The 2,662-nt window shown below is 71.3% G+C and carries 2 protein-coding genes; both read left to right on the top strand.

Translation table 11 applies throughout. From position 1 onward, the window contains the following. A partial coding sequence (locus tag GJ695_RS29780; protein WP_166455427.1) for a hypothetical protein occupies positions 1-616 on the top strand: 616 nt, incomplete at its 5' end. After that, the coding region (locus GJ695_RS29290) for a tetratricopeptide repeat protein (protein ID WP_166455426.1) at positions 613-2,662 on the top strand (2,050 nt) is incomplete at its 3' end. The genes GJ695_RS29780 and GJ695_RS29290, both read left to right, overlap by 4 nt.

Raw genomic sequence — 2,662 nt, 5'->3', positions numbered from 1 at the left:
GCCCGGCCGCGGCGCCGTCAGCCTGCGCGTGCGCGATAACGAACTGCCGGCCCTGCGCGCACGCGCCGCCAGCATTGCCGCGCTGCTGGCCTTGCCCTCGACAGCCGCCGCCGCGCCGCTGCTACAGGCGCGCATCGAGATCCAGGCGCCTGGCCAGGCGGCCGTCAGCCTGCCGTTTGCCGACCGCGACCTGGGCTTGCTGAAGGCCGGCACGCGGCTGCGGGTGGTGGTCGACAACGGCGGCGAAGGTTCGGTCGATGTCGGCATCGTGCACCTGCCGCTCACCGGGCCGGCGACGCGCGTGTTCCCGCCGTTCGATGGCGACAGCAACCGTTTGTCGCCCGGCATGCCGGCGCAGATGAGCCACTTCGAACGCGAATTCGAAGTCACCGCGCGCGGCGCCGCCGGTGCGCCGGAATGGCTGGCGCTGGTGGCCGCGCCGGCCGCCAACGGCGCCATGCCGCGCCGCTTCGCATTGCTCGACGCGCTGCGGCCAGGCAGTGCCGCAACGGACGCGGCGTCCGCACGCGGCGCCTCGCTGGCCGCCGGCCACAATCCGGACCAGGCGCAGGTCGCTCGCGTCAGCTGGCGCGTGGCCGCGGGAGCCGCACGATGAAGCGCGTGCTGACATGGGCGGCGTGGCTGTGCGTGGCCGGTGCGTTGTCGGCGCCGGCGGTCGCCGGCACCTGCCAGCCCGCCGCCGGCGAATTGATCGCGCTCGGCACCAAGGCGTCAGACAAGGAGAACTATCAGGAAGCCCTGCCGTCTTTCGAGCAGGCGTTGCGCCTGTGCCGCGAGGCCGGCGACCAGGGCGGCATCGCCGACAGCCTGCTCGCCTACGGCCAGACGCTGGACATGCTGAACCGCTACGCCGACAGCGAGGCCGCGCTGCTGGAAGGCTGGGCCCTGCGCCAGCAGATCGACAACAGCGCCACGCCGGACGGCGATCCCGGCCACCAGCGCATGTACTATCCGGCCGAGCTGATGTATCTGTATCGCCAGTCCAGCCGTTTCGACAAGGCCTGGGAATGGGGCGACGTGGCGCTGCGCGCCAAGGCGCAAATCATCGGCACCAATACCGTCAGCTATGGCACCAGCCTGTCCAATCTGTCGGGCATTTCGCTGCTGACACGCGAGTATGATCGCGGCCTGGTGTATGCGCGCCAGGCCATGGACACCTGGGAACGCACCTCGGGCAAAGACAGCACCGACCATGCCTGGGGCATGCGCGACGTCGGCGTGCTGCTGCTACGCCAGGGCAAGCAGCAGGAAGCCTACTACTATCTGGAGCGCGCCTACCGCATCCGCCTGGCGGCGTTCGGCCCGGACGCCACCGAAACGCAGACCAGCGTGCAGGACATGGCCGCCTGGAACACCGAGGTCGGCAACGATGCGGCGGCGCTGGCTTACGCCGAACTGGGCCTGGCCAGCGCGGTGCGCCGGTTTGGTCCCGATGCGCTTGGCACCAGCTTCGCCCTGACGCGGGTGGCCGCCATTCACCTGCGCCTGGGCCAGGCGGCGCAGGCGGCCGGCGAGGCCGAACACGTGCTGCGCATCCGCCGCGCCGCGCTGGGCGATCAGAATGTGCAAACCATCACTGCCTGGCAGGATGTGGCGTCGACCCAGCTGGCCAACAACCGTCTCGGCCGCTCGGCGGCGGCCGCGCAGGCGGGCTACGCGGCATGCCGCGCCATTCCGGGCCGCATCGCCGCCTCGTGCGTGTGGCTGCAACTGGCCCACGCCAAGGCGCTGCTGGCGCTGGGGCAGGCGCAGGCGGCGCTGGAGGAGGCCGAACGGGCCGGCGAGCTGGCCCACGCCACCAACGGTCAGATGAGCAACGACGAACGCATCGCCGCCATGCTGGCGGCACAGGCCTTGCGCGCGCTGGGCCGCCAGGAGCAGGCGGAAAGCACGCTGGCCGCATTGGCGCAGCGGATGGCATCGCTGCCCGATCCGGTCGCCAGCGGCCAGATCGAAGTCGAGCTGGCGCTGAACATGGTGCGCGCGGAGCGGACAGGGCTGGATGCGGCGGCGCTGTCGGCGCTGGCCGAACGCAGCGGCGTGCTGGCGCAGCAACTGGCGGCGCAGCGCGGCCTGTCCCATCCGGCGTATGCCGAGGCGCTGCTCGACGCCGCCAGTCTCAATGCGCGCGGGCCGGATCTGGCGTTGGCGCGACAGCAAGGCGCGCGCGCCATGGCGATCGGCCTGGCCAACCGCACGACGCTGCTGCAGGCACGCGCCGCCGCGCAAATGAGTGCGCTTGACGACGGCACGCAGGCGGTGTTCCTTGGCAAGCAGGCCGTCAACGCCTTGCAGGCGGCGCGCGAAAACATCACCGGCTTGCCGATCGAGCAGCAGCATAGCTTTGTGCAGCTGAAGCAGGCGGCCTATCAGCAACTGGTCGATCAGCTGCTGGACCGGCGCCGCATCGGCGAGGCTGAGAGCGTGCTGGCGATGGTGGAGGAAAACGAGTTTCACGATCTGCTGCGCGGCGCCGATAGTGCTGCCACGGCAAGCGATGCGCGTGTCGCGCGGTTGAATTTCGACGGCGCCGACCAGGCGGCCGCGCAGCAGTTCGCGTTGCGCGCGCAAGCGCTGGAGCAGGCGGCGCAGGCGCTGGCGCAGGCACGCGAGCACCAGGCGCAGGGCAGCGCCGGCGGTG

The organism is Duganella alba (assembly GCF_009674495.1).
Taxonomy (GTDB): Bacteria; Pseudomonadota; Gammaproteobacteria; order Burkholderiales; family Burkholderiaceae_D; genus Rugamonas; species Rugamonas alba.
Note: the sequence above shows the minus strand (reverse complement) of the source record. Positions and strands in the feature narration are given on the sequence as shown.